The sequence below is a fragment of the Gemmatimonadota bacterium genome (genome assembly GCA_009692115.1).
Taxonomy (GTDB): domain Bacteria; phylum Gemmatimonadota; class Gemmatimonadetes; order Gemmatimonadales; family GWC2-71-9; genus SHZU01.
The window spans coordinates 52474-75617 of the sequence record SHZU01000008.1; the positions used below are offsets into that span (position 1 = coordinate 52474).

At 65.9% G+C, this 23144-nt stretch carries 25 protein-coding genes and 1 pseudogene; 20 read left to right on the forward strand and 6 right to left on the reverse strand.

Features of this window, described 5'->3' with window-relative positions; all coding sequences use genetic code 11:
- Positions 1-67: 67 nt before the first annotated feature.
- From EXR94_10430 to EXR94_10455, 6 genes are read left to right on the forward strand one after another with little or no spacing between them, the layout of a single operon-like run.
- Complete coding sequence (locus EXR94_10430; protein ID MSR03134.1) at positions 68-3280, forward strand: glycosyl hydrolase; 3213 nt, start codon at positions 68-70, stop codon at positions 3278-3280.
- The gene (locus EXR94_10435; protein MSR03135.1) at positions 3277-4365 is read left to right on the forward strand and encodes a hypothetical protein; all 1089 of its coding nucleotides are present in this window, start codon (positions 3277-3279) and stop codon (positions 4363-4365) included. Before EXR94_10430 ends, EXR94_10435 begins: the two co-directional genes overlap by 4 nt.
- Before the next feature lie 8 nt (positions 4366-4373).
- Positions 4374-6011 (forward strand): amidohydrolase, encoded by a 1638-nt coding sequence (locus EXR94_10440; protein MSR03136.1) that lies wholly within the window; start codon positions 4374-4376, stop codon positions 6009-6011.
- A complete protein-coding gene (locus tag EXR94_10445) occupies positions 5986-8391 on the forward strand; it encodes a S9 family peptidase (GenBank protein MSR03137.1) in 2406 nt (801 codons plus the stop codon). Before EXR94_10440 ends, EXR94_10445 begins: the two co-directional genes overlap by 26 nt.
- A gap of 56 nt (positions 8392-8447) precedes the next feature.
- Positions 8448-8906 (forward strand): (2Fe-2S)-binding protein, encoded by a 459-nt coding sequence (locus EXR94_10450; protein ID MSR03138.1) that lies wholly within the window; start codon positions 8448-8450, stop codon positions 8904-8906.
- Position 8907: 1 nt separating this feature from the next.
- Positions 8908-11067 carry a xanthine dehydrogenase family protein molybdopterin-binding subunit gene (locus EXR94_10455; protein MSR03139.1) on the forward strand — a complete coding sequence of 720 codons (2160 nt, stop codon included), beginning with the start codon at positions 8908-8910 and terminating at the stop codon, positions 11065-11067.
- 45 nt (positions 11068-11112) lie between these two features.
- On the opposite strand, the gene EXR94_10460 is transcribed toward EXR94_10455, so the two are convergent.
- Genes EXR94_10460 through EXR94_10470 form a run of 3 tightly spaced genes read right to left on the reverse strand, consistent with a single transcriptional unit; the run spans position 11113 to position 13359 of the window.
- A complete protein-coding gene (locus tag EXR94_10460) occupies positions 11113-11535 on the reverse strand; it encodes a DUF4440 domain-containing protein (GenBank protein MSR03140.1) in 423 nt (140 codons plus the stop codon).
- Positions 11516-12241: a hypothetical protein gene (locus tag EXR94_10465; GenBank protein MSR03141.1), complete on the reverse strand. Its 726-nt coding sequence runs from the start codon at positions 12239-12241 to the stop codon at positions 11516-11518. The genes EXR94_10460 and EXR94_10465 overlap by 20 nt, the downstream gene beginning before the upstream one ends.
- The gene (locus EXR94_10470) at positions 12238-13359 is read right to left on the reverse strand and encodes an alcohol dehydrogenase (protein ID MSR03142.1); all 1122 of its coding nucleotides are present in this window, start codon (positions 13357-13359) and stop codon (positions 12238-12240) included. The genes EXR94_10465 and EXR94_10470 overlap by 4 nt, the downstream gene beginning before the upstream one ends.
- Positions 13360-13703: 344 nt before the next feature.
- Between EXR94_10470 and EXR94_10475 the strand changes: the two are divergent.
- From EXR94_10475 to EXR94_10485, 3 genes and pseudogenes are all read left to right on the forward strand, one after another.
- Positions 13704-13793: pseudogene (locus EXR94_10475) on the forward strand (transposase).
- A 306-nt stretch (positions 13794-14099) separates the two neighbouring features.
- On the forward strand, positions 14100-14393 hold the full coding sequence (locus tag EXR94_10480) for a hypothetical protein (protein MSR03143.1): 294 nt from the start codon (positions 14100-14102) through the stop codon (positions 14391-14393).
- Positions 14394-14405: 12 nt separating this feature from the next.
- Entirely contained in the window at positions 14406-14744 is a 339-nt protein-coding gene (locus EXR94_10485; GenBank protein MSR03144.1) for a hypothetical protein, read from the forward strand.
- Here EXR94_10485 and EXR94_10490 read toward each other — a convergent pair.
- Positions 14707-15408, reverse strand: a complete 702-nt coding sequence (locus EXR94_10490) for a hypothetical protein (GenBank protein ID MSR03145.1) — start codon at positions 15406-15408, stop codon at positions 14707-14709. The genes EXR94_10485 and EXR94_10490 overlap by 38 nt on opposite strands.
- On the opposite strand from EXR94_10490, the gene selD reads away from it, so the two are divergent.
- The 11 genes from selD to EXR94_10545 are packed head-to-tail and all read left to right on the forward strand — an operon-like array spanning position 15407 to position 21988.
- Positions 15407-16477: a selenide, water dikinase SelD gene (gene selD, locus EXR94_10495; protein MSR03146.1), complete on the forward strand. Its 1071-nt coding sequence runs from the start codon at positions 15407-15409 to the stop codon at positions 16475-16477. The genes EXR94_10490 and selD overlap by 2 nt on opposite strands.
- Positions 16478-16500: 23 nt before the next feature.
- Entirely contained in the window at positions 16501-16722 is a 222-nt protein-coding gene (locus EXR94_10500) for a hypothetical protein (GenBank protein MSR03147.1), read from the forward strand.
- The gene (locus EXR94_10505; protein ID MSR03148.1) at positions 16719-17339 is read left to right on the forward strand and encodes a ribonuclease HI; all 621 of its coding nucleotides are present in this window, start codon (positions 16719-16721) and stop codon (positions 17337-17339) included. Before EXR94_10500 ends, EXR94_10505 begins: the two co-directional genes overlap by 4 nt.
- The gene (locus tag EXR94_10510) at positions 17336-17953 is read left to right on the forward strand and encodes a zinc ribbon domain-containing protein (protein ID MSR03149.1); all 618 of its coding nucleotides are present in this window, start codon (positions 17336-17338) and stop codon (positions 17951-17953) included. Before EXR94_10505 ends, EXR94_10510 begins: the two co-directional genes overlap by 4 nt.
- Entirely contained in the window at positions 17950-18780 is an 831-nt protein-coding gene (locus tag EXR94_10515) for a hypothetical protein (protein ID MSR03150.1), read from the forward strand. Before EXR94_10510 ends, EXR94_10515 begins: the two co-directional genes overlap by 4 nt.
- Positions 18777-19394, forward strand: a complete 618-nt coding sequence (locus EXR94_10520) for a hypothetical protein (GenBank protein ID MSR03151.1) — start codon at positions 18777-18779, stop codon at positions 19392-19394. The genes EXR94_10515 and EXR94_10520 overlap by 4 nt, the downstream gene beginning before the upstream one ends.
- A gap of 2 nt (positions 19395-19396) precedes the next feature.
- Positions 19397-19831 (forward strand): FAD-binding oxidoreductase, encoded by a 435-nt coding sequence (locus EXR94_10525; GenBank protein ID MSR03152.1) that lies wholly within the window; start codon positions 19397-19399, stop codon positions 19829-19831.
- On the forward strand, positions 19828-20157 hold the full coding sequence (locus EXR94_10530; GenBank protein ID MSR03153.1) for an FAD-binding oxidoreductase: 330 nt from the start codon (positions 19828-19830) through the stop codon (positions 20155-20157). Before EXR94_10525 ends, EXR94_10530 begins: the two co-directional genes overlap by 4 nt.
- A gap of 57 nt (positions 20158-20214) precedes the next feature.
- Complete coding sequence (locus tag EXR94_10535) at positions 20215-20652, forward strand: hypothetical protein (GenBank protein ID MSR03154.1); 438 nt, start codon at positions 20215-20217, stop codon at positions 20650-20652.
- A gap of 8 nt (positions 20653-20660) precedes the next feature.
- A complete protein-coding gene (locus tag EXR94_10540) occupies positions 20661-21455 on the forward strand; it encodes a thymidylate synthase (GenBank protein MSR03155.1) in 795 nt (264 codons plus the stop codon).
- Complete coding sequence (locus tag EXR94_10545) at positions 21452-21988, forward strand: dihydrofolate reductase (GenBank protein MSR03156.1); 537 nt, start codon at positions 21452-21454, stop codon at positions 21986-21988. Before EXR94_10540 ends, EXR94_10545 begins: the two co-directional genes overlap by 4 nt.
- On the opposite strand, the gene EXR94_10550 is transcribed toward EXR94_10545, so the two are convergent.
- A complete protein-coding gene (locus EXR94_10550; GenBank protein ID MSR03157.1) occupies positions 21981-22403 on the reverse strand; it encodes a hypothetical protein in 423 nt (140 codons plus the stop codon). The genes EXR94_10545 and EXR94_10550 overlap by 8 nt on opposite strands.
- 27 nt (positions 22404-22430) lie before the next feature.
- Positions 22431-23045 (reverse strand): hypothetical protein, encoded by a 615-nt coding sequence (locus tag EXR94_10555; GenBank protein ID MSR03158.1) that lies wholly within the window; start codon positions 23043-23045, stop codon positions 22431-22433.
- Positions 23046-23144: the final 99 nt, after the last annotated feature.

A 23144-nucleotide genomic window follows, 5' to 3' on the forward strand; every position in this document is an offset into this window, starting at 1 on the left:
CCAGGCCGGAACGGGGCAACATCTATCGTTGTTCTTCCCCAAAGCTTTCCTGAAACAGGGTACTGAAATGGCTCGAATTCTAGGTATGGCAGTGGTGGCCTTGGCGACCGGGTTACCGACGACACTCACCGCGCAATCGACGGTCGACACCAGTGCGTTCGGCGCGCTGTCGTGGCGGAACTTGGGCCCCCAACGCGGGGGCCGGTCGGTGGCGGTGGCCGGCTCGGCGGTGCGGACCCAGGAGTATTGGATGGGCACCACGGGCGGTGGGGTGTTCAAGACCACCGACGGGGGTGACACCTGGGCCCCGATGTCCGACCGGTACTTCGGCGGCACGATCGGCGCCATTGCGGTGGCCGAGTCCAACCCGGATATCGTGTATGTCGGCGGCGGGGAGTACCCGATCCGGGGCAACACCTCCCACGGCGACGGCGTCTACAAGACCACCGACGGCGGCCGGACCTGGAGCTATCTCGGCCTGGTCGAGACCCGTCACATTTCCAAGATCAAGATTCATCCTAAGAACCCCGACATCGTGTACGTCGGGGCGCTCGGACCGGTATTCAGCACCTCGGACCCGAACCGCGGCGTCTACAAGTCGGTCGACGGCGGCAAGACCTGGAAGAAGATCTTGAACCGGCCGGGCAATGACTCAACCGGCGTCGTCGAGTTGGTGATGGACCCGAGCGACCCGGAAGTCCTCTACGCCGGCCTTTGGGAGGCGTACCGGAAACCCTGGTTGATGAACAGTGGTGGCCCGGGCAGCGGCATCTTCAAGACCACCGACGGCGGCACCACGTGGAAGGAACTGACCCGGAATCCCGGGCTTCCCAGGGGCCTGATCGGCAACATCGGGATTGCGGTATCACCGGCCAACCCCAAGCGGGTCTGGGCGGTCGTCGAGGCCGACTCCGGCGGGGTGTTCCGCTCCGACGATGCCGGGGCGACGTGGACCCGGACCAACGACGAACGGAAGCTCCGCCAGCGGGCCTGGTACTACTCTCGGGTCTTTGCCGATCCCAAGAATGAGAACGCGGTCTACGTCCTCAACGTGGAGTGGTTCCGCTCCGACGATGGCGGCGTGACCTTCCCGCGCTCGTTCAACAACCACCACGGCGACAACCACGACCTCTGGATTGCCCCGAACGACCCCAACCGGATGGTCTTGGGCGATGACGGCGGCGCCGAAGTCTCCATCAACGGAGGCCGGAGTTGGACCGACGTCGACTATCCGACCGCCCAGTTCTATCACGTCGCCACCACCAACCACTTCCCCTACCGGGTCTGCGGCGCGCAGCAGGACAACAGCACCCTTTGCGGCTCGAGCCAGGGCGCCCGCGGCACCCAGTATGCCGAGTTCTACGACGTGGGCGGCGGCGAGTCCGGCTACATCGCCGCCCGGCCGGACAACCCCGACATCATTTTTGCCGGAAGCTACGGCGGGTACCTGACCCGGAAGGACATCAAGAGCGGATTCGAACGGGACATCAACCCCTGGCCGCTCAACCCGATGGGCCATTCCGCGGTCGACTCCAAGTACCGGATGCAGTGGACTTTTCCGATCGTTATTTCACCCCACGATCCGAACACCATGTACGTCGGCTCGAGCGTGGTGTTCAAGTCGACCGACGAAGGCAACAGCTTTACGCCGATCAGTCCGGATTTGACCCGGAACGACCCCAAGACGTTAGGCCCGTCCGGCGGCCCGATTACCCGGGACCAGACCTCGGTTGAGTACTACGCGACCGTCTTCACGATTTCGGAGTCGCCGGTGGAGAAGGGGGTCATCTGGACCGGGTCGGATGACGGGATCATTGCGGTGACCAAGAACGGCGGCCAGAGCTGGGACCGGGTCACCCCGCCGGATCTTCCCCAATGGGCCCGGGTCTCGATCATCGAGGCCTCGTCCCACGCCAAAGGCACCGCCTACGTCGCCGCCAACCGGTTCCAGCTCAACGATTTTGCGCCGTATCTCTACAAGACTACCGACTACGGGAAGACCTGGACCAAGATCATCAAAGGCATCACGGCCTCGGAATTCACCCGGGTCATTCGGGAAGATCCGGTCCGCAAAGGCCTCCTGTTTGCCGGCACCGAGCGGGGGGTGTGGGTCTCGCTCGATGACGGGGCCAACTGGCAGACCCTCCGCCGGAATCTTCCGCCGGTGCCGGTGCACGACATCGCGATCAAGAACGCCGACGTCGTGCTCGGGACCCACGGCCGGGCCTTCTGGATCATGGATGACATTGCCTCGCTCCGTCAGCTCTCGGCCGAGGTCATGGCTAAGGACGCCCACTTGTTCCAGCCGGCCGACGCTTACCGGACGTTCGGTGGCGCCACCATCCAGTACTGGCTCAAGAAGGGCGACCAGAAGGTGACGCTCGAGTTCCTGGACGGCAAAGGCCAGTTGATCAAGAAGTTCACCAGTGATCCCGACTCCGCCGAAACCACCGCCGAGAAAGTCGAACGGGCCCGGCTCGACAGTCTGGCGACGTTAGGCGTGATGCCGGCGAGCGCGGAGGCCCGGACCGGTGACGCCGCCGGGGGCCGGCGGGGCCGGTTTGGTTTCGGAGGCTCGAACCGGGCGCCCAACCGGATGGGCGCCAACAGCTTTACCTGGAATATGCGGTATCCCGAGCCGGCTGCCTTCAAGGGGCTGATCATGTGGGCCGCCGGTATTTTCGGCCCCCAGGCGCCATCGGGCAGCTACACCGCCAAGCTCACCGCGGGCGACAAAACCGACACCCAAACGTTCAAGCTGCTGATTGATCCGCGCTCCGGCGCGAGTCAGGCCGACCTTGATGAGCAATTCCGGTTCCTGATCCAGATCCGCGACAAGACCACCGAGGCGAACAACGCGGTCCGGACGATTCGGAACCTCAAGACCCACTTGGCCGCCCGGATCAAAGCCGCGCCCGCGGGACGCGCGGCCGTGCTCCAGCGGAGTGTCACCACCCTGACCGAGCAAATCAGCGCCGTCGAAGCGGAGATTTATCAGGTCAAGAACAAGAGCGGCCAAGATCCGCTCAACTACCCGATCAAGCTCAACAACCAGATCGCGGCCCTTTCCGGGGTCGTTGCCAGCACCGAAGCCAAGCCAACGGCCCAGTCGTACGAGGTCTACAAGATCTTGGCGGCGGCGCTCGATGCCGAATTGGGCAAGCTCACGGTGCTGCTCGGAGCCGGCCTCGACGGCGTCAATGCCGAGTTGACCCGGCTCGGCCTCGACAAAGTGGTTCCGAGCACCGAGGAAATTTCCGGGCCGGACCTTCCGCAATGATCTGCCGCGTCGGGGCCGTTTTGTGGTTGGGGCTCCTCGGGTGCGACACCCCGGGGTCGTCGCGCCGGGCGGAAACGGTGGCCGTCGAACCGCTCCCAATCGGGGCGGACACCGTGGTCGTGCCCTGGACCAACGTGCCCGAAGCCGCCTGGCTCGGGGGCCGCCGCTGGGCCGTGGTCGGCGCCGATCACGAGGCCGCATCCATCGTCGACTTTGCCACCCGGTCGGCCACCCGGATCGGGGGCCCGAAACCGACGGAACTCGCCAAGCCCTTCGGGGTCTTCTCGATCGGCGATACCGCCTTCATCGCCGACTGGGGGATGCAGCGAACCACCTTGTGGACCAGCGACGGTACCCTGGTGGGATCGATCCCGGCTCCGGCAGGCACCCGGGGCAATATGCCCAAGGCCCGCGATGCTGCCGGCCAATACTATTTCGAAGTGCCGCCGATTGCCGGTCCCGATGGCAGTGGTCTGAAGGACTCCACTGCCGTCGTCCGCGGCAATCCGACCCTCACGGTGTTCGATACCGTCGCCAACCTGGCCCCGCTCGACATTGCCGAAATCGCCGAGCAGCGGGGCCGGCGGTACGAACGAATCGTCTTCAGCGGCACCGACTGGTGGGGCATCCGCCCCGATGGCCGGCTCTGGGTTGCCCGGGTCCGCCGGAACGAGGTGTCGGTGTTCGAGGGCAGGAAAGAGCGCCGCGGGGAGCGGCTCCCCGATCCGGTTCTCGAGGTCAAACGCCCCGACCGCGAACAGTATATTCAGGCGTTTCCGGACGAACTCCGGAGCATGGCCGAGAAACTGCCGTTTGCACCCCTCCGGCCTCCCTTCGAGCGCGGGTTTCCCGGGGTCGATGGGGCCGTCTGGCTTCGAAAGTCCAAGATGGCCGTCGATTCGATCCGCCGGTATCACCTCGTCGACACCACCAGGGCTCTCAGCCGGGTGTTTACCACGTTCGGCAACGGCCTGATCATCGCCGCCGGCCGGGAAACGGTGCTCCTGGCCGAGCAGTTCAAGGGTGGCATCCGCTTGATGGAAATCCAACTGCCAGCCGCGCCGCCGCCGACCGCTCCACGTTAGGCTCATCCATGCGTCTTGTCCAAACGACCGCCAGGCTCTTGGTGGTCCTCTGGGTGGGGGCCGGCTGTAGCGCCGCTCCGGCCCCCGAATCAGAAATCCTCCTCTATAACGGCAAGGTCTTCACGGCGGCGCTGGAGGGGACGCCCTGGGCCGAAGCGCTGCTGATCAAGGGTGAACGGATCATCCGGGTCGGTTCCACAGCCGACCTCAAGGCGGCCGCCGGCCCGGCCACCCGGTCAATCGACCTCGGCGGCCGGACGGTGGTTCCCGGATTCAACGACGCCCACGACCATATCAATCCGGCCCGGCCGGGGGTTGAATTCGCGACCGGCCCAAGTCCAACTCCCGACCCGGGCTTCGGCCCGGTTGCCGACAGCCTCGCGGCCCTCGTTGCGCGCGAGCCGGCCGGCACCTGGCTCAGAACCGCGATCGGCGAGCGGATCTTGACCGACCCCCGGGCCCGGCGCGCGGCCCTCGACCGGATTGCACCGAATCACCCGGTCGAGTTGCAGGCCTGGTCCGGGCATGGGGTGATCCTGAATTCCGCGGCGTTGGTCCTGGCCGGCCTCAACGACTCGACCCCGGACCCCCTTGGCGGGTGGCTCGAACGGAGCCAAGGCAGACTGACCGGGCTGGCCAACGAGTATGCCAACTACGCCTTCTACACGGCGCTCACTCCCGGCGCCGAGAGCGCGGTGCGGGCCGGGTTCGAACTCCGGGCCGCCGCCGCGGTGCGGTGGGGTACGACCACCATCCAGTCCATGGCGACTGGGCTCGATCCCGCGACGCTGGCCCGGGTGCTCGACTCACTCGAGCTGCCGATTCGGCTCCGGATGATCCCGGTGCCGCTCACTAATTCGACCGGCCGAATCGTCGGCCCGTGGCAGGTACTCAAGGCCGACGGGATCAAATGGATTCTCGACGGCACCCCGATCGAGCGCCTGGCCACTTTTCGGCAACCGTATAGCGATCGAAGCGGCTGGTACGGCCGGCTCAATTTTCCCGCCGATACCGTCAAGGCGTTCTTGGCCGAGGCGCTCGCGGCCAAGATCCAACCGATGATCCATGCGGTCGGCGATAGCGCCATCGGCGTGGTGCTCTCGGCGATGGCGAGCCTCGCTCCCGATTCGGTCTGGCGCGAGCTCCGGCCTCGGATCGAACACGGCGACGGGCTCTCCCTCGATCAGTACGCGGCGGCGAAGTCCTTCGGTGTCGTCATCGTCCAGAACTCGGCCCACTTTGCCCTGGGCCCGATGGCCCTGGCCCGGTACGGTGCCGCCCGGCTTCCGACGCTCCAGCCCGCCAAGAGCGTCCTGAGCAACGGAATCATGCTGGCGTTAGGCTCCGACGGCCCCGTCAATCCCTTTGTGAACCTGATGCTCGCGGTCATCCACCCGAACAATCCGCCCGAGGCGTTGACCATGGAGCAGGCCGTCCGGGCGTTCACCCTCGGCTCGGCGTATGCCGAGCGTCGCGACCGGGACAAAGGCCGCCTGGTGCCGGGGATGCTGGCCGACCTGGCGGTCCTCTCTCATGACATTTTCACGATCCCTCCGCCGGAACTGCCGAAGACCGTCAGCGTGTTGACGCTGGTTGGCGGCCGACCGGTGTACGACCCTGATGGGTGGCTCGCGCCACCGAAATGAGACCCGCCTCATGATCATACCTGCCCTGGCCGTCCTGCTCGTGTCATTCCAACAAGACGGCCGGATCCCGACTCCGATTCGCCAGTCGTCCGGGGCCGGTACCGCCCGGGTTCCCCTCACGATTGAAGACGTCTCCCGGAATGATCGCTGGCTCGGCCTCGGGGTTCGTGATGTTCGCTGGGCCCCCGACGGATCGGGGGTCTACTTCCGCTGGAACATCAAACCCAAGTCAGCCGAACTTCCGGAGGCCGATCCCTGGTTTCGGACCGATGCCGCCGGCCAATGGGCCGAGCCGGTCCCCGCGGGCGCCGCCGCGCTCGTTCCCGGCGCGTCGCTGGTCTGGAGCCGCTCCGGCCGCCTCGCCACGTGGGCGGAGGGATCGTCGCTCTACCTGTTCGATGGCGCGGCCACTCGCCGGATTGCGACCCTGGCCGGCCCGATCGCCCGACCCCGGTTTGCCCGCGCCGACGGGGCCGTCGAGTTCGAGGTGGGTGAGGGGCTCTACCGCTATGGCGTGACCGGCGGGGGCATCGAGCTGGTGGCGATTCGCGTCGTCCCGGACCACCCGGCTCCGACCGATGCCGCCCGGCAACTGGCGCGGCAACAACGAGATCTGTTTCCGAGCGTTCGGCAGGCCGATCGCGACCGGGAGCTCCGGGCCGCCTTGGCTCGCGGCAAGCCGGGCACGCCGTTTGCCATTCCAGTGCCGGCGGGCACCAAGGTCGACCGGATCGAGCTCTCCCCCGATGGCCGATACCTGACCTTTCGGGCCACAACGACCGACCTGCGACGGCCCCCGACCAAGTACCTCGACTTCGTTGATCCGAGCGGGTACAGCAAAGTGCTCGACGCGCGGTCCAAGACCGGTGAACCCCGCGACCTCATCCGGCTCGGCGTGGTGGCCGCGGTTCCGACGGTGCCGGCCGATAGTCTCGAAGTTCGGTGGATCACCCTGCCGGAAGCCGGCGACGAGCGGACCGAACCGGCGGGGCTGTTCTGGAATCTCGAGGGGACCCGGGCGGTAGCCCAGTTCGTCGGCGAGCATGACCACGACCTCTGGATTGCGGAGATCGACCCGACGTCGGGCAAGACCAGGGTGCTCACCCATGATCAGGACGAGGGGTGGCTCGGCGGCCCGCCGATCCAGAGCAACTACGTTCAGGCGGCCCTGCTGGAATGGTTGCCGGGCAATCGCTTCGTGTTCGCCTCGGAGCGGAGCGGCTGGAGCCACCTCTACCTGGCCGAGCCCGATGGCAGCGTTCGCCCGCTCACGACCGGTGAGTGGGAGGTCCGAGAGGCGTCGCTCTCCCGGGATCGAACCCAGTGGCTGCTCCAGACCAGCCAGGAGCATCCCTCGGATGATCAGCTCGCGGTCATGCCCGCGGCCGGGGGTCCGCTTCGCCCGCTCACCCGTGGCGCCGGCCGGAACGGGGGTGTCCTTTCGCCGGACGGCACTCGGGTCGCCATCACCAATTCCACCACCTCCCAACTGCCCGACCTCTTCCTCCGCGCCACGGCTGGATCGGACCCGGCCCGGCGAGTGACTATGAGCGGGACCGACGAATTCACCCGGCACCGCTTGGTCAACCCCGAAATCGTGTCGTTCGCCCATCCCGACGGCAAATCAGTATGGGCCGCGCTCTACCGGCCGGCCCAGCCGAACCGGGAACGGGCGGCGGTCATCCATTTCCACGGCGGCGGCTATCGCCAATTCGCGCATCGGGGCTGGTCGGTGTATGGCTGGGGTCTCCATGTCGGGTTCCTCCACTACCTGCTCCAGTCGGGTTATACCGTCCTCGATTTCGACTATCGGGGCGGGGCCGGCTTCGGGAAGGCCTATCGAACCGATGTGACCGGGGCAATGGGCATCACGGACGTCGACGGCGCGGTTGCGGCCGCTCGCTACCTGGTCCGGACCCAGGGGATCGACTCGACTCGGATCGGGGTCTATGGTGTGTCGTACGGCGGGTTCATGACCCTGATGAGCCAGTTCCGCTACCCCGGGATCTTCGCGGCCGGGATCGCCCGGGCCTCGGTTACCGACTACGCCCACTACAGTGACGAATGGACCAGCCGGATTCTTGGCCTGCCCCAGCGAGACACGGCGGCCTACCGCCGCTCGAGCCCGATCTACTACGCCGAGGGCCTCAAGGACCACCTGTTGGTCGAACACGGGCTCGTCGATGACAACGTTCACTTTCAGGACGCGGCCCGGCTGGTGCAACGCCTGGTCGAACTCGGAAAGGACTTCGAGGTGATGTACTACCCCTCGGAGCCCCACACCGTCCAGACCGAGGCCAGTCGTTTGGACCAGTCCAAGCGGGCCATTCGGTTCTTCGATCGCTACCTTCGGGGCCGGGGCCGGCCCGACGAGCGCTAGGCTCTACCGGAAATCTCGCTGGCCGAGTAATCTCCTCCCTTCCCCAAGGAGAACTCATGGCCACCATTACCGTCAACGGCCAAGCGCAGGAAGTCGCCGCCGACTCCACGACCCCGCTGCTCTGGGTCCTCCGCGACGTCCTGGGCATGACCGGCACCAAGTATGGATGCGGGATTGCCCAGTGCGGCGCGTGCACCGTCCATCTCGACGGCGTTCCGGTCCGTTCGTGCTCGATCCCGCTCTCGGCGGTTGGCGCCAAGAAAGTCACCACCATCGAGGGGCTCTCGCCCGATGGGAGTCACCCGGTCCAGCAGGCCTGGGTCGAACTGCAGGTGCCCCAGTGCGGTTACTGCCAGAGCGGTCAGATCATGTCGGCGGTGGCGTTGCTCGAATCCAAGCCCCAGCCGACCGATGCCGACATCGATCAGGCCATGAACGGGAACATCTGTCGCTGCGGGACCTATCAACGGGTCCGCGCCGCCATCCACCGCGCCGCCGAAACGAAGCAGGCCTAATATGAATCCGAAACCAACGACGGTAAGCCGGCGGGACTTCGTCCGCGTCGGGGTAGCGGTTGGCGGCGGTCTGTTGGTCACGGTGTATGGCTGCGGACCGAAGGATGCTGCCACGCCGGTGGCCGGTGCCGCGGGCCTCTTCGAGCCCAATGCCTTCGTGCAGATCGACGGGAGCGGCAACGTGCTCGTGCTCTCCAAGCACCTCGAAATGGGGCAGGGTACCTACACCGGGTTAGCCACCCTCATTGCCGACGAGTTGGACGCGGATTGGAGCCGGGTCCGGGTCGAAGGCGCTCCGGCGGACGCGAAAAAGTACGGCAACGCCGGCCTCGGCGGCATGCAGGGCACCGGCGGGTCGAACGCCATCGCCTCCTCATTTGAGCAACATCGGAAGGCTGGTGCAACGGCCCGGGCGGTTCTGGTGGCCGCGGCGGCCAAGCAATGGGGTGTCCCCGCCACCGAACTCACGACGGAACCAGGGGTTGTGGTCCACGCCAAGAGCAATCGGCGCGCCGAGTACGGGACCTTGGTGGCTGCCGCGGCCAAGTTGCCGGTACCGGAGACTGTCACCCTCAAGGATCCCAAGGACTTCCGTTACATCGGGAAGGAGAAGGGTACCCCGCGGGTCGATGCCAAGCCCAAAAGCACGGGCACGGCTACCTACACCCAAGATGTCAAACTACCCGGCATGTTGACGGCGGTCGTGGCCCATCCGCCCCTGTTCGGTGCCACGGTCAAGTCATTCGACGCCACCAAGGCCAAAGCGGTCCCCGGCGTGGTCGACGTGGTGCAGATTCCGACTGGTGTGGCGGTGCTCGGCGAGCACTTCTGGGCCGCCCGGCAAGGGCGTGCCGCTCTCACGGTCGAGTGGGATACCTCGGCGGCCAACAAGCGGGGCACCACCGAAGTGATGGCCGAGTTCCGTGAGTTGGCGGGCCAGCCCGGCATCGAGATCCGCAAGGACGGCGATGCCGAGGCTGCCATTGGCACGGCGGCCAAGACCATCGAGGCTACCTACGAGTTTCCGTTCCTGGCCCATGCGTCGATGGAGCCGCTCAACTGCGTGGTCCACCTCCGGAAGGATGGCGCGGAAGTCTGGAACGGCGATCAGTTCCAAACCGCCGACCAAGGCGCCGTCGCCGGGGTTTTCGGCATGAAGCCAGAGCAGGTCAGGATCAACACACTGTACTCCGGGGGCAGCTTTGGCCGGCGCGCCAACGCCAAGTCCGACTACGTGGTTGAGGCGGCCACCATCGCCAAGGCCATCGAGGGCCGGGCCCCGGTCAAAATGATCTGGACCCGGGAGGACGACACCGGCGCCGGGTACTTCCGCCCCGCGTTCCTGCATCGGATCAAGGGCGGCATTGACGCCTCCGGCAATCCGGTGGCCTGGTGGCACCGGATCGTCGGTCCGGCGCTGATGGATGGCACTCCGTTCATGCCGCCGGACGGCAAGGACCCGTCATCGTTCGAAGGCGCGGCGGATCATCCCTATGCCGTTGCCAATGTGTTCGTCGACACTCATTTCCCGAAGAGCGGGATTCCGGTTCAGTGGTGGCGGTCGGTCGGGCACACCCACACCGCCTTTGCCGTCGAAATGTTCATCGACGAGCTGGCCAAGGCGGCCGGCAAAGATCCGGTCGAATTCCGCCGCGGCCTCTTGGCCAAGGAGCCCCGGCGGTTGGGGGTTCTCAACCTGGCCGCCGAGAAGGCTGGCTGGGGCACGCCGCTTCCCGCCGGCCGGGCCCGCGGGATCGCGGTCCACAAATCGTTCAACACCTATGTGGCCGAGGTGGCTGAAGTGTCGCTCGAAGGGGGCAAGCCGCGGGTCCACCGGGTGGTGTGCGCGGTCGACTGCGGGATCGTGGTCAATCCGGATGTGGTGCGGGCCCAGATGGAGGGAGGCATTGCCTTTGGCTTAGGCGCTGCGCTTTATGGCCAGATTCAAATCGACAAGGGTCGGGTCGTGTCGACCAATTTCGACAAATACCGGGTCCTCCGGCAGCGGGAAATGCCGGTGGTCGAAGTTCACATGGTCGCCTCGACCGAAGCGCCGACCGGCGTCGGTGAACCCGGCACCCCACCGATTGGTCCGGCGGTGGCCAACGCCTTGTTTGCCCTGACCGGGAAACCGATCCGAAAAGCGCCGCTCGCCGTCTGAATCTTCCCGAGAATCCGAATGCCTGGGGCGGGCGCCAGCCCGCTCCTACATCCGGAGGGTCCAACCCCTTCGAATCAACCCGCCCCGAATTTCGTACATCCACGTCGCATGGTTCCGCTCGCCCGCTTTAGCGTCCCACTCCTCGTAATCCACCACGAACGCGCCATCGACCACCCGCGTCGGTACCCGAACCGGGGGCATCGTGTTGGCCTTGAACATCGCGGCGTAGTGTTCCCGGATCGCTGTCTTGCCCGTCCGGAGGATCTTTCCGGACGGGAACTCGGCCACGACGGCATCCTCGGCGTACAATGCCATGAAGCCGTCGAGGTCGTGCTGGTTGAACGCGTCGATTTGTTTGGTGGCCACCCGGGCTGGCAGGGTGTCGGTTGTTTGGGCGGTCAGCGCAACGGGGGCCAGCAAGGCCCAGTAACAGCATAAGAATTTCATCTTAGGGCTGGTCCTCTCCATTGGCTTCGCGGGCCTCGATCTCGGCGCTGCGCCGTTCCTGCTCCCGGCGTTCGTCCCGCCGTTCCTCGTACCACCGTCGGGTAATCTCACCGGCCAGGCCGGTGTTTCCAAGCCCGAACGCCAAGCCAGCACCCAGGGCAATGGCGCCGAGAATCAGGGTAAACGCCGCGGTGACGATCTCGGCCGCCACGCCCATTTGCTGCATGGCCATGAACACCGCGATCAGGACCACCGCCGCCTTAGCGAGCTTGGCCAGGGTCGGCACCCCCTCCACTCCGCCGGCCGAAGCGAGTACGATAGCCCGAACGAACTCCCCGAGGATCATGCCGAGGATCACGATGATGACGGCGGCAAAGAGGGTGGGGATGTAGGACAGCATCGTCCCGAACATCTGGTTGATACTGCTGAGACCGAGCGCCGCACTCGCGAGCAGAATGACCACCAGCATCATCAGCCAGAACAGCAAGTTCCCGACCGCGTGAATCGGATCGAGACGGGTGCCGGTCCGGCCCACCGCCTCGGAAATCCCGCCCGCCTCCGCCATCTTGTTGAAGTTGAGCCGCTTGAGGAGCGAGTCCGTCCACCGCTCAACCATCTTGGCGATGAAATACCCCGCCACCAAGATCAGCAGCGAGCCGAAGAACGCCGGCACGACCGCCGCCAATTGATCGAACCCGGCGCGGAGCCTTTCGACGATTGGATTCACGGGGAGACCTCGATGACGACCTTCCCCATCTGCTCGCCGCTTTCCATGCGTTGATAGGCCTTGAGACCCTGGTCCATTGGCACGATCAGGTCCACCACCGGGACGATCGCTCCGCTGTTGGCCGACGCCATCATGGCTTCAAACTCCGGCACCGAGCCCATGGTGGACCCCATGATGGTCCACTGGAACCAGAACAGCTTCCGGATATCGATCTGGACGTGGGGGCCGGTCGTAGCGCCACAGGTAACCAAACGCCCGCCCGGACGGAGCGCCTTGAGGGACTTGTCCCAGGTTTTCTCGCCGACCGAATCGACGACCACATCGGCGCCCCGCTTGGTCCAGGCGCGAACCTCCTTGGCCACGTCCTGGGTTCCATGGTTGAGGGTCAGGTCGGCGCCTAACGCCTTGGCCGCGACAAGCTTGGCATCCGATGAGCTGGTGACCACCACCCGGGCGCCCTGGTGCTTCGCGATTTGGAGCGCGGCGAGCGACACGCCGCCGCCGATGCCCCAGATCAACACGGTTTCGCCCGTCTCGACCCGGGCTCGGGAGACGATCATCCGCCACGCCGTCAACGCGGCTAGCGGCAGCGCGGCCGCCTCGGCCCAATTCAGCCGGTCGCTCACCTTGACCACATTTCGCGCCGGCACCACCAAATACTCGGCCACCGTTCCGGCCCGGTGCTCGCCGAGAATCTGGAAATTCCGGCAAAAGGGGTCTTCACCCGATTGACACATCGGGCACACCCCGCAGGAAAGCCCCGGGTTGACGACGACCCGGTCGCCCGGGGCAAGGCCCGAAACGCCGGCCCCGACTTGGTCCACCACGCCCGCGGCGTCGGTGCCGACCACGTGGGGGAAGCCAAGGGTGATCCCGGGGAGGCCTCCTAAGATGAATAAATCCAATCGGTTAAGGGCAGCGGCCTTAACGGAAATTCGGATTTGGTCAGGACCATCGACCGAAGGAGTGGGGACGTCCTGGACCAGGAGACGGTCCATGCCGCCATGTTCGACTAGCGTCAGCGCTCTCATAGCTTGCACAAGGTTGGGAAGTGGTGCAAGATATAAGGCGTCACCGTGCTGCGGGGAGTTCTCGTTCCGCAGAAATCCAGCAGGCATCCGTCGTTGGGGAGGAATCGCATGGTTTTCCGTGACATGGAGATGGGTTGGACCGGCTCGGGTTGGATGGAACCGATGCCGTCGTCACCACCGCCGGTTGCTCCCCGGCCAATGGCTGCGCCGACCCCACCCCCGGTGATGCCTCCGAGCGCTCCAAGTCCCAAGGCCCGAGCCCCCAAGGTGGCAGCGAAGCCGGCCGCCAAGGCCAAGCCTGCAAAACCCACCAAAACGGCTAAAAAAGCCAAAAAAGTCGCCAAAAAGACTAAAAAAGCCAACAAAGCTGTGAAAAAGGCCAAATCGGCCAAACCAGCCAAGAAGGCCAAGGCGGCGAAGAAGTCGAAGCCCAAGAAGGCCGCGAAGAAGGTTGCCAAGAAGGTCGCCAAGAAGGTCGCCAAGAAGGTCGCCAAGAAGGTCGCCAAGAAAGCCAAGGGCAAGAAAGCGACGAAGAAGGGCAAAAAAGGCGGCAAGAAGCGGTAGACCCTGGATCCGAATACTGCGCTCGCCCGGACTGTCGAGTACTTCGGCCGGCGAAGCTCCCGTCATGCCTTCGTCGCTCGCCGGGCGTTTGGCCGGGCGTTCCCGTCGGACACGGTGCTTCGCGATCAACTGATCGGATCGATCGCCGCCGGCATCCGCCCGGACGGGAAAGCCGCCGACTTTCCCGCCACGGCCCTTGCCGTGCTCGATTTGGTCGATCTCGATGCGCCGCCGTCCCGGCTCGACCCCCCCTGACCTGGATCATGGCGCAGGCCAACCGCCCCGGTGGGTTTGGCGAAGGGTGCACGGCGGCTCGCCATGCCCATCGGGTGTGCGAGCATTTCGTGAGTGGATTCTTCAGTCCCGCCCCGCCGTCCGAGCGGGCCGCCCCCGCGTCGATGCCTAACGGCAAGGTGTACCAGGTTGAGTCACAAGCCCGGTTTGCGGTCAGTGGCTTGGCCTTGACCGCCGTGCTTCGGGGTGGGCGGGCGCACGAACCGGCCGCCCAGCGCCACCTCGACAGCTTCTCGAACCTCCAGCTTGAATGGGATACCTAGGGCGAGTTCTTGGTGCCTGATCTGGCCTTCAACGCGCTGGCGGCCCTGGCGGCGGCTCCGGAGCGATGGCGCCCGACCCTTGAGTCTATGGTGCGGTTAGTTGGGAATCAGCAACTCCGGGACGGGACCTGGCCCAAGGCCGATTTCTTCAACGCCCTCGACGGGCTCTGCCGGGTCGATCATCTCTTGGTCGGACCGATCCTCGATCAAGCCCTGCCCGGATTGTTGCAGCGCCAACGGGACGACGGATCGTTCGGCAACGTGGCGGCCGATGAGCGGTCCTTGATCGGGCTCCGGGTGTTGGAACGGGTGGTCAACCCCCCGGCCGCACCAGCCAAAACACTCCCGTAGCGACCGACCCGAGTGCGATACCCGACGCGATCCGTCGTCCCCATTGCACCGATTGACCGGTGGCCTTCGTGATCGCCACGGCGAGCATCAACGCGAAGCTCGCCATCCCGACCATCACCCCGGCACAGAAAGCGATCAGGTAGGCCGCCCCAACCCGCCAGTCGTTCATCAGGGTGACGGGAATCAGAGCCATCGCGCCGCTGGTGCCCGCGAGTCCATGGAGAAGGCCCACGGCGGTGACGCCCCGGGGGCGATGTTGGTGGGGTCCCGGTGCCGGTCGGTCGTGGTGGTGCTCGTGCGGCGGCGGCCCGTCCCGGTGGAGGTGAATATGGGCGTGGTCGCCGTGGGATCCGGGTTGATGTTCGTGTAAGTTTCGGCGGCTCCAAAGCGCCCAGCCGCCGATCCCGATCAGCATCACGCCGACGAGGCGCTCGGCCCAATGATCGAAGGCCGCGGGGACCTTGAGCCCGGACCCGAGCAGCACCAGGCCGACGGCCAACACCGCGATCGAATGGCCGATGCCCCACCGGAGTCCGAACCGGACCGCCAGCGGCCACGACGGCCGGCCGCTGACGAAAGTGGAAACCGCCATGGCGTGATCCGCGTCGACCGCGTGGGCCAGCCCCAGCACGAAGGCCGTAGCAATCGGAAGGAGATCTACCATGAGTGATGCATCACGCGATCAGCGCCCGAGGATCCGACTCACGTCGTTATCGCACGGCGCGGGTTGAGCCAGTAAACTCGGACCGTCCGAGTTGGCGCAGGTGCTGCGCCACGTTCCCGGGATCACCGATCCCAACGTATTGGTCGACGCCGCCTCCAAGGACGACGCCGCGGTCTATCGCATTGCCGATGATCGGGCTCTCGTGGTGACGGTCGATTTCTTCCCGCCCATCGTCGACAATCCGGCCACCTGGGGCGCCATTGCCGCCGCCAACGCCTTGAGCGACATCTACGCGATGGGGGCCACCCCGATTTTCGCCCTCAATCTAGTGGGATGGCCCCGAGACATCGTGCCCTTCAGCATGTTGGGCGAGGTCCTGGACGGCGCTGCCCGGATCGCCAAGCAGGCCGGCTGCCTGATTCTCGGCGGGCACTCGATCGATGATCCCGAGCCCAAGTTCGGGATGGTCGTCGTCGGCGACGTCCACCCCGACCGGATGCTGACCAACGCCGGCGCCCGGCCCGGCGATCTGATCGTCCTCACCAAGCCCCTTGGCACCGGCATTCTCACCACCGCGCTCAAACGCGGCATCATCGAGGAATCAGAACTTGCCGAAGCCATCGGAGTCATGACCACCCTGAACGACAGCGCGGCCAAAGCGGCCGTGGCCCATGGCGCCACCGCCGCCACCGACGTCACCGGCTTTGGACTGCTGGGCCATCTCCGGAATATCCTCGGAGCCAGTCAGGTCGGCGCTCAACTGGACGTGGCTCGGCTTCCGCTTTTGGCCGGGGCTGTCGAACTGGCCGCTCAGGGCGCGGTGCCCGGGGGCACCCGTCGGAACCTCGAGACCGTCGCGGTCGAGTGGGGCGACGACGTGTCCCCGATGGAACAGCTCCTCATGGCCGACGCCCAAACGTCGGGAGGTCTCCTAATCACGATTCCCGAGGACCGGATTCGAGGGCTGATAGAGGCACTCCGGGCCGCTCGGACCCCGACCCACCGGGTCATCGGGCATATCACCGCCCGGTCCGGAGTCATCAAGGTGGGCAGGGGCAGCGGTCTGTAGCCAAAACCTCTTATTATTCCAGGGTGGCCTTTCACTGGACTCCCGCCCGGATGGATCAACTCGAACGCGCCGCCCGTGAAGGTCGGCGCGTTGCCTTGTCACGCCGGGGCACCGAATTCGTGGTGGTGGCCCGCCGGCTCGAACTGTCCGGCAAAGGCGAAAAATTCGTCGGGTTCCTCTCGATGACCGGCCGGGAAATCGTCTTCGAGCTCCGCCACATCGAATCCTTCGAGGTGCTCGGATGATCGTCGTGGCACATCTGGACGAGAGCTGCCTTGGCAACGGCCGGGAGGGAGACAACCCGGGGGGCACCGGCGGCCTGATCGAGATCCGGACCCCGAAAGGCATTGAGCGGCGCGAGTTCTACCAACACTCCCCGGCCACCACCAACAACCGGATGGCGCTCGCCGGTGCCATCGCCCTGCTCCAACTGCTGTCGGCCAAGGGCAAGCGGCTCCGGGTCCTGATCGTGTCGGACTCGGAGTATCTGGTTCGCGGGGCCCGCGAATGGCTGCCCGGCTGGGTCAGCCGGGGCTGGAAGCGAAAAAGCGGCGCCATCGAGAATCTCGAATTGTGGCGAGCCCTCCACGCCTCCCTGGCCCGTCATGCCACCCAATTGGTCTGGGTTCGGGGCCACGCGGGCCAAGTGAAGAACGAATTTGCCAACGACCTGGCGGTTCGGGCCGCCAAGGAGCAGATCACGTCGGAAGGGATCGCCGCCGCCACCTTCGACCCGTGGCTCGGAGCCCAGCGGGCCAAGGGCCGCTACCTTGGTTACGACCCCGACGCCACCTTCACCGCCCTCGAAAGCCGGGTGGCCGGGGGTGAATCACTCCCGCTCGGACTCGAAGAGAAGCGATGATGACCGACCTGGAACGATTCGTCAAACGCCTGGTCGAGCGGCTCGAAGCTCGCGATCCAACCGGCCTCTATCGCCCCGTCAACGTCGGCGATCTCCGCGCCTCCATCATGCCCTACCGTCTGAACCGGTCGGCCCTGGAGCTGTCGAGTCACGAGGAGTACGAACTTCTGGTCCTCCGCCTCGTGGCCGAGGAGGGCGGCTTTGCCCGGACCAACCCAGCCGAATCCGCCGCCCGGTGCCGCGAAGAGGTCAACTCCCCGAACCCCGACCTGGACATCGTCGAGGATCTCAACGACACGACGATCCAGTTCGGGGCAGCAACGCTCTCGGCACTCGGCACGCGGCACGCGGCACTCGCCCCCGAGCCCCCGCCCCCCGAGCCCGAGCCACCTCCACCCCCGCCGAGTGCCGAGCGCCGAGTGCCGAGTGCCGAGTCCGTCGAGTCCGTCGAGTGCGCCACCTGCCACCGCCCGCTGCCCACTCATCGGGAAGTCACCTTCTGCCCGTATTGCGGGACCCGGCTTGGGCGGCTTCAGTGCGGGCGCTGCGGTGACGACATCGAACCCGATTGGAGTCACTGTATCCGCTGCGGCGCCACCGCGGGTGGCGGATGACCTCGCCTGAGGCTCCCAAGATCGATCGAGCGGCGCTCGACCGGATCATTCAGCGCGCGGCCGAACTCCAAACCGGCGAACGCGATGTCGGCGACAGCCTGACCCCGGACGAAGTGCTGGCGCTCGGCAAAGATGTCGGGATTCCCGGCCGCTACCTCCAACAGGCCATGCTTGAGCACCAGACTGCGGTGGCCGCCACACCCGATCAGACCTTGGTCGGTCGCATCGTTGGTCCGGCCGAGGTTCGGGCCCAACGCGTCGTGCAAGGGGCCGCGGAGGATGTGATCCGGTCGCTGGTGGGGTGGATGGACAAGAACGAGTTGATGGTGGTGCAGCGCCAACAGGCTGGCTGGATCAGCTGGGAGCCGCTGCGGGGGATGCAGGCCGCCATCCGGCGGGGCACCGCCTCGCTCGATACCTCGAAGCCCAAGTTCATGCTGTCACGGGCGGAACTGGTGGTGGCGACCGTGACCCAGCTCGAAAGCGGGTACAGCCATGTCACGCTGATCGGCACGTTACGCCGGACCCGGGGCGAGCATCTGATCGGGGCCGCAGTGTTCGGAGGTCTCGGAGTTGGGAGTGCCGCCGTCTTGGCTGGATTTGGCCTCTTCGCTGTGGCGATCGCTCCGGTGGCGCTGGGCGCCCTGATCTCGGCGATCTGGCTCCGCGGGGTTCGGCCCATTGCCGATCGGGTCCAACTCGGCCTCGAGCGGGCCCTCGATTTCCTCGAGCGGGGCGGGGTCAAGCCGGGGCATGAACTTCCGAACCGCGGCCCCGGTCTGATCGACCTCTTGGCCAACGAAGTTCGGCGAGTCTTGAAACCATGACAGCCGGGTACCCCCGTCGGGCCCTCACGGCCCTCGCGCTGCTGGCCGGCTGCCGGGCCACGACCAAGCGGCCGTGGTTCGTTCCGCTGCCGGAGGCCGAGCATGCCGAAATCGGGTTCGGCCTGCTCAATAAAGACTCGAGCATCGCGGGGATCACCGATTCGGTCGTGGCCTACCTCGAGGCGGACAGCATTCCGGTAAGCCTGGTGCATCGGGTTGCCGGCTACCTCGAGACTCCCTGGTTTGACGCCAAGTCGCTCCGGCCCACCACCGCCAGGCCGCTCGGCGAGGACGTGGTTCGAGTCCGCGCCTGGGTCGATGCCAGCAAACCAGGGTTTGCCCGGGTCGAGATCGAAACCGTCTATGTGCCGGCGGCCGATCCCTCCCTCCGCGAACGGGACACCGAGGTGGCGGTGCCGCTGACCCATCCGGTGAACCGCCGGGTGGCGGAGTCGCTGAAGCGTCTCAATGAAAAATACGGTGTCCCGGACGAGGAAAAAGAGAAAGCCGCCCGGAAGGCCGCGCCCGGCGGACCCCCAATCCAGGCGGTACCGGTTAAGCCCGACTCCGCCGTCATCGAACCAAGCAAGCCCGACACGACCTCTCGCCGCTGACCATGCGGGCTCCGGTATTCCGAGGGATCTGGCGCGACGATCCGCGAGCCCGGGCGGCCTATTCGGAAGGGGCGGGGATCTACCGCATCGTGCTCCGGTCCGTGGCGGTTCCTCCCACCACCCAGGCGCTGGTCGACCTGGTTCGATGGGCCGGGGAACATCAGGTACCCCTCGTCCCGCGTGGCGCGGGCAGCGGAATGCCCGGGGGCAACGTGGGTGACGGTGTGGTGGTCGACTTGACGGCGCTCGACGGGGCCCCGGTCGCCGTCGACCAAGTCGCTCTGCTCGCCACGACGGGGGCGGCGGTCTCGCTCGGCGTCTTGGCCGAGGCGGCGGGACGGGTTGGGCTTCGGATGCCGGTCGATCCGTCGAGTGCGCGATGGGCCACCGTGGGCGGGGTCGTCGGGACGAACGCCGCGCCGGTGCCCGGACGGTGAAATACGGATCAGTTCGTCGCTGGGTCGAGGGCCTGACCATGGTCACCGCCGATGCCGAAGTCGTCCGGCTCGATCGGGGCGTCAAACCAGCCGACTCCGCCATGGCCCAGGTCTTCCGGCAGATCAAGCGGGCCTTCGATCCGAGCGGGGTTTTGAATCCGGGTGTCAAGTTCGATTTCGGCGCCGGCGAACCCCCGATCCGCTCCCTCAAAGTGGGCAGCCGCGCCGCGCCGATACCAGCCGACATCGCGGCTGGTCTCCGGCGCCTGGAACAGGGGGCCGGGTATGATTCGTCCCGCCTTGACCTGGCGGACGATCCGCTTTGAACTGATCTTTCGTCCCGATCCCTGTTCCTCCCCTTACCGTCCCACCGGGAGTTGCCGATGCGCCGTCTCGCCCTGCTATTGCCGTTGGTGATTGGCTGTGCCAAAGCTGAGGTCCCGAAGGACGAAGCCGCCACTGTGGCCCCTGCCGCCACGACCGAGGCGGATATCGCGGGGACGTGGTCGGGGGAGCTCCACTCGCTCAGCGATTCACTGCTGGGTCAGTTCACCCAGGCCTGCGGGGGAGGGACGTGCCGCGCTACCGTCGTTGGTCAGCCCGACACGGTGCTGTCGACCTATGTCCTGTCTGCCGACAGCGCCGTCGGCTCCGTCGGGGCCAGGAGCAACCCGAGTTTTCCGGGAATCAAAGTGACCGAGCAATGGGTGTCCCGGATTACGGGCCCCGGCACGGTTATGGGAACGGGTCGGTTCATGCTGGCTGAAAACCCCGACTCCGTGTTGCTTCGATACCGCTTCACCGGCACCAAGGCCCCCTGATCTGAGTTATGCGGGCTTACCTTGATCTCCTGACGCTACTGCTTGAGCGCGGTCGGCCCAAAACCGACCGCACTGGCACCGGTACGCTGAGCGTGTTCGGCCACCAGATGCGGTTTGACCTGGCGGCCGGGTTTCCGCTGCTGACCACGAAGAAGGTCCACACCAAGTCGATCATCCATGAGCTGTTGTGGTTCCTGCGCGGGGGCACCAATACCAAGTATCTGAAGGACCATGGCGTGTCGATTTGGGACGAGTGGGCCGATCCCGATGGCAATTTGGGTCCTATATATGGTTATCAGTGGCGCTCCTGGCCGGCGGCCGGCGGCGGCACCATCGACCAGATTGCCGAGGCCGTTCGCCAAATTCGGGAGACCCCCGATTCCCGCCGGATCATCGTGAGCGCCTGGAATCCGGCCGACATTCCGAAGATGGCGCTCGCCCCCTGCCACGCGTTGTTCCAATTCTATGTGGTCGATGACCGGCTTAGTTGCCAACTCTACCAGCGGAGCGCCGACGTCTTCCTGGGCGTTCCCTTCAACATCGCCTCCTATGCCCTGCTCACCGCCATGATGGCCCAAGTCACCGGCCTCGTGCCCGGGGAGTTCATCCATACCTTCGGCGACGCCCACCTCTACAGCAACCACGTCGACCAAGCGAGGCTCCAACTCACCCGCGACCCTCGTCCGCTCCCCACCCTCCGGCTCAACCCAAACATCACCTCGATCTTCGACTTCTCCTTCGAAGACATCGCCATCGAAGCCTACACCCCCCACCCCGCCATCCTCGCCCCGATCGCCATATGACCACCCGCCGAGCGCCGAGCGCCGAGCGCCGAGTGCCGAGCCTCTCCCTCGTCGCGGCCGTCGCCGAAAACCGAGTCATCGGCCGGGCCGGCGGACTACCCTGGCGCCTGCCCGATGATCTCAAATTCTTCAAGCAGCTCACGACCGGCCACACGGTCATCATGGGGCGAAAGACCTTTGATGAGGTGAGGCGGCCGCTGCCGAACCGGCGGAATGTGGTGATCTCTCGGGACCCCTCGTTTCGCCCGGATGGCGTGACGGTGGTGCCGAGTCTCGAGCAGGCGCTGGCGTTGGGGGCAACCGAGGACGAGGTCTTCGTGATCGGCGGAGGCGAGATCTATCGGTTAGCGCTGCCGGGAGCCGACCGGCTCTATCTCACGGTCGTTCACGCCTCGGTCGAAGGTGATACGTACTTCCCGGACTTCGATCGGACGGCTTGGACGCTCGACGATGAGGTCTTCCACCCCGCCGATGAGCGCCACTCGATGAGTTTTTCCTTCCAAACCTACTCCCGCGTCGGTTCGGCTACTTGATGCGAAGGGGTGCCGCTGCACCCGGTCTTGCACTTTGCCATGATTCGCCGACCAGCATCGCGATGGTTGCCGCAAACTGACTTTGGGTTCCGCTCTGACGTCTGAGGTCGTCGTTCGGAAGAATCTTCGGCCCCATCACCGCCATCCAGATCCGATCCGCGGGCAGCACGTCCACGCCGTGATCGGTCCAATCCCGCCCCGGACCCCGACCGTGATCGGCTGAGATCAACAAACTCGTCCGCCCTCGAGCGTCGGGCAGCGCCTGAGCCGCTTCCCAGAGTTGTCGAATGAAATGATCGGCTCGCAGGGCAGCATCGAGGCACCGATCGTACCGCCGTTGATGGGCCCACTCGTCGGTTTCACCAAGGAGAACCACCAGGACCCGGGGCTGTCGCGTGACGAGGGCCGCCGCCATGGTCGGGGCGTCGAGCCGGACCCCGCCCTAGAAATTCGGCAGCCACTCGGCGAACCGGTTCGTGGCCCGTTGGTGGTCGGTGGTCGGAGTCTTGAACGGCGGGCCGTCTCCATTGACGGGCAGCCGGCTTCGCGCGGTGTTGAAGATGAACGGGAACACATCCCACGAGCCGTAGGCCTCGACCGATCCGCGAAACCCGGGGTGCCCCGCCAGCCACTCGAGCACCGTGACGTTGGGGTTTGGGGTCTTGTCGTTGCTGGTGATTCGCGGGTCCGGTGCTCCGGTGCAGAGCTCGTTGTATCCGGGGTACGAGAACCGCTGGTCGTTGGCCACCCGGAAATCGCTCCCGCTGGCCGAGTCACCGAGGAGGAGGCCCCGTTCGGCAACCATCGAGCTGAGGAACGGCATCACGGCTCGTCGCCGGCCGGCGGGATCGTCGCGCCAGAACCGCCGGAGGGTCAACCCGCTGTCGGCCACGTCGCCGTCGGCGCCTGTCATCAGACGTCGATCGGCTCCGCCGAAGATCTCTTGCCACCTCATGTCATCGAGTGTGACGACGATCACTCGATCCGCTGATCGCTGCGCCGCCGCCGGTGTGGCGGCGCTCAAAATCGAAAAGAGTGCCGCGATCAGTCCTCTCACCGTGTTACTCTGGCGTTTTGCAGGTATCCAATCCTCCGCAACTCGATGTTGAATCTCGACTTTGGTCAACGAATCTTGGAAAAATGTATTGTGCGATGA